The sequence below is a fragment of the Robiginitalea sp. genome, from assembly GCF_049588695.1.
Taxonomy (GTDB): Bacteria; Bacteroidota; Bacteroidia; order Flavobacteriales; family Flavobacteriaceae; genus Robiginitalea.
In genome coordinates this window covers 1-3047 of record NZ_JBAVZJ010000238.1, presented here as the reverse complement: position 1 = coordinate 3047, position 3047 = coordinate 1, and the positions used below count along the sequence as shown (strand labels likewise).

The 3047-nt window shown below is 48.9% G+C and carries 3 protein-coding genes; all 3 read right to left on the bottom strand.

Going from position 1 to position 3047, the window contains the following annotated elements:
- A partial coding sequence (locus tag WBV75_RS05790) for a prohibitin family protein (RefSeq protein ID WP_424119698.1) occupies positions 1-532 on the bottom strand: 532 nt, incomplete at its 3' end.
- 14 nt (positions 533-546) lie between these two features.
- Complete coding sequence (locus tag WBV75_RS05785; RefSeq protein ID WP_424119697.1) at positions 547-2574, bottom strand: VWA domain-containing protein; 2028 nt, start codon at positions 2572-2574, stop codon at positions 547-549.
- A 169-nt stretch (positions 2575-2743) separates the two neighbouring features.
- The coding region (locus WBV75_RS05780) for an SDR family oxidoreductase (protein ID WP_424119696.1) at positions 2744-3047 on the bottom strand (304 nt) is incomplete at its 5' end.

The following is a 3047-nucleotide window of genomic DNA, read 5'->3' as shown; positions in this document are numbered from 1 at the left end:
GAAGGGTAACATCCCGAACCAGGATTTCGTTGAGCTGAATATATTGATCCTCAACGGTAATTTTAGTCTCTTCAAAAATCTCATTCTGAATCGCGTCTCTTTTGGAGGAATACAATTGTTCCGGGGTATAACGCCCGACAACGGAACGTGCAGCCGATCGAATAGCAGGTAAAAGGATACGATCCTTGTAATCCTCACTTTTCTCCTGATGCAATTTGCCCAATGCATTGTAATCGGGTTGGAACCATGCCGAGGCTTCCAGCTGTATATCCAAACCATTACTGGAGAGCACCTTCATTTTCTCAAATACTTCCTGTTGACGCACCTCGTAAATAAATACTTTATTCCAGGGTGCAACCAGGTGGAAACCCTCCCCCAGAGGAGGCTCATCGGTAACTACGCCTTCCCCGAAGGTTCGGTAAAGCACGCCAGCCTCCCCGGAACCGATGACGATGGCCGATTTACTGACCAGAATAATGGCGACGATAATGAGTAAAATTGTCGGTAATGCTATTTTAGGTAATTTATCCATGTGTTCATTTGTTTTTATAATAATCCGTTGTATTTCCTTAAAAACCACTCCGCTCCAAAGGCTGCGACTATGAGCCCAAGAAGCCAGCGGAAATCTATCAAAGATACTACATTTCTCTGGCTTCGGCTCACCGGGCGAAAGCGATCCCCGCTCATAAGGCTATCTCTTAACTGTTCGAGTTGCGAAGGGTAATACAGGGCTCCTCCACTTGCCTGAGCGATAGACTGCAAGGCTTCGGGATCACTTCGAACCTGTTGGTTTTCCAAATCGAATTCCTGAATGCGAAACTGCCCCGATTTCCTGAAGGCTGTGTCATCGACAGCTACTTCAAAGGAATACGCCCCCGGAGATAGGCTGCTTATATCTGCCTGGTATTCCCTTTTGGAAACAGCCATAGGGTACGAATCCAAAAGTGAACCGGTACTATCCCGGATTTGAAGCGTCAATTGTGCGGAGGGATCAAAGCGCAGGGCTTCGTCAAAAAATTGTGCCCGAATCACTGCCGCCTCCTGCCCGTCAAATACATTTTGATAATCGAGGTTGAGACGTTCATTCGCCTTTCCGGCCCCCAGAAACAACCAAAGCTTGCCAAAGAGTGTATCAAATTTCAGGAAATCCCCATCCTGGGTATAGGAATGCATACGCCATTTCCATAGGCCCTCTCCAAAGATGACAACTTCACGCCGCTCTGTACCCTTGACCAAAGTCATCAGTGGCTCATTCAACGATATACCGCGAACACGTTGCCCCAAAAGATTCTCGTGGGGTTGGAGGACCAGGTATTCACCCAAAAATCCGGAAATGGGCGGATAACTGCCCACAGCCCAGTCCCGGGCATCAAAGTAGCTAAAAGATGGGTTCAACTCCGGCAGGAGTTCTTCCTCAGGGCCCGGACCCTCCAGGCGGAATGTCTTCTGAATCCCGTTTAAAAAATTCCAGTTGGTCAGACCTCCGGTCACGGTAAGGAGCGGTTTGTTTCCATTTTCCAGGGCGGCGTAAGCCTTTCGAAATGCCGGATCCGGTTGATAGAAAATCCATACGTCAGTGTCGTCAGCTTTGGATGGGACATCCCCGGGCTTTATCAGGACCACCTGCCGCTGCTCATTACTCTCAATAGACCGGGTAAGCGCCCCGATATCCGGATGGGACCGACCGGCCACTATAGTCACCCTTGTTTTTTCGTCAATCACTTCAATACCCGCAGTCTGACGGTTATTCCTTGTGTTTCGTTCATTCTCCAGGGATGCCACCTCTGCCGTCAGGGTGTGAAAGCCCACTTCCCGGGCCGACATAAGGACCGATAAACGCTTACTCGCCCGGCCTGCGGAGAGTGGAACTTGTTCACTATGCACTTTCCTGCCATTGTCAAAAACAGTTAAAAGCGCCGTTGTGGCTTCGTCCCCCCGATAGGAGATCAGGACTTCCAGGGGGTATTGATTGTCGAGAAAGGCGAAGCGATTGCTGTTCAACCCATCGATTCGAATATCGCGATATGCTGTTGTATCCCCGATTACGACCGGAAATACCGAGATGGCATTAGGACCGGAGGGCAGCCAGCCCCTACCCTGATTTTGAATTCCATCAGTAACGAGTACAACACTGGTATTTCCATCCAGACTGGCATTTGAAAGTGTTTTCAAAGTCCCGGCGATGTCGGTTCGCTTTTCAGAAAAATCCAAGGTATCCCCTTTCCGAACCCCTGATCCGAACGTAAATACCTGTAAATCAAAGCGCTCAGGGAGCTCGGCATCCTTCATGAAAAAATCATGGGCTTGTTCAAGGGCCGGACGTGACGCGTTGCGTCCTGCAGAAACACTGTTGTCCAATACAAGCATCAGCCGGTGCGGTTCCATATTGACAGTGACCTTTTCAAACTGGAGGGGAGCGAGAAGTAGAAACGCTGAAAATAGCCCCAGGCATCTTAAGCAAGCTAAAAGCCATTGATGCGGTGTCTTTCCGGACTTGTAAAAATAACTGATCCACGCCAATGCGATAGCCAGTACTGCACTCAGGGTGATCCAAAGTACATTCTCAAGCGTCATTCATTTGGATTTAAAAAAGGATTGCAGACATACCCTGACAGTATTATCTAGCAGAATAGTGAAGTACAAAAATCGACAAAAAAAAAGGAACTGTCTCTCTTAAACCCTTGAAGTTAAACTTGTCCGCAGTGGCACGCGTTTATTTCCCCTGGGTTTAGAACCTTACTGATCAGGTGAGCATTCCACCGTCTACATGAATTACCTGACCGGTGACATACCCGGACAGGTCAGAAGCGAGAAACAGACACGCATTGGCAACATCCTCTGCAGACCCTCCCCTTTTTAGTGGAATTGCATCTCGCCAACCCTGAACGGTTTTCTCGTCGAGTTTTTGGGTCATTTCCGTCTCGATAAAACCGGGAGCGATGGCGTTGCAACGAATATTGCGAGACCCCAGTTCCAGGGCGATACTCTTGGTGAATCCAATCATTCCAGCCTTTGAGGCGGCGTAATTAGCCTGACCAGCGTTCCCC

Coding starts and splice junctions, on each gene's coding strand:
- WBV75_RS05785 (WP_424119697.1), bottom strand. CDS start 2,574: ATGACGCTTGAGAATGTACTTTGGATCACCCTGAGTGCAGTACTGGCT.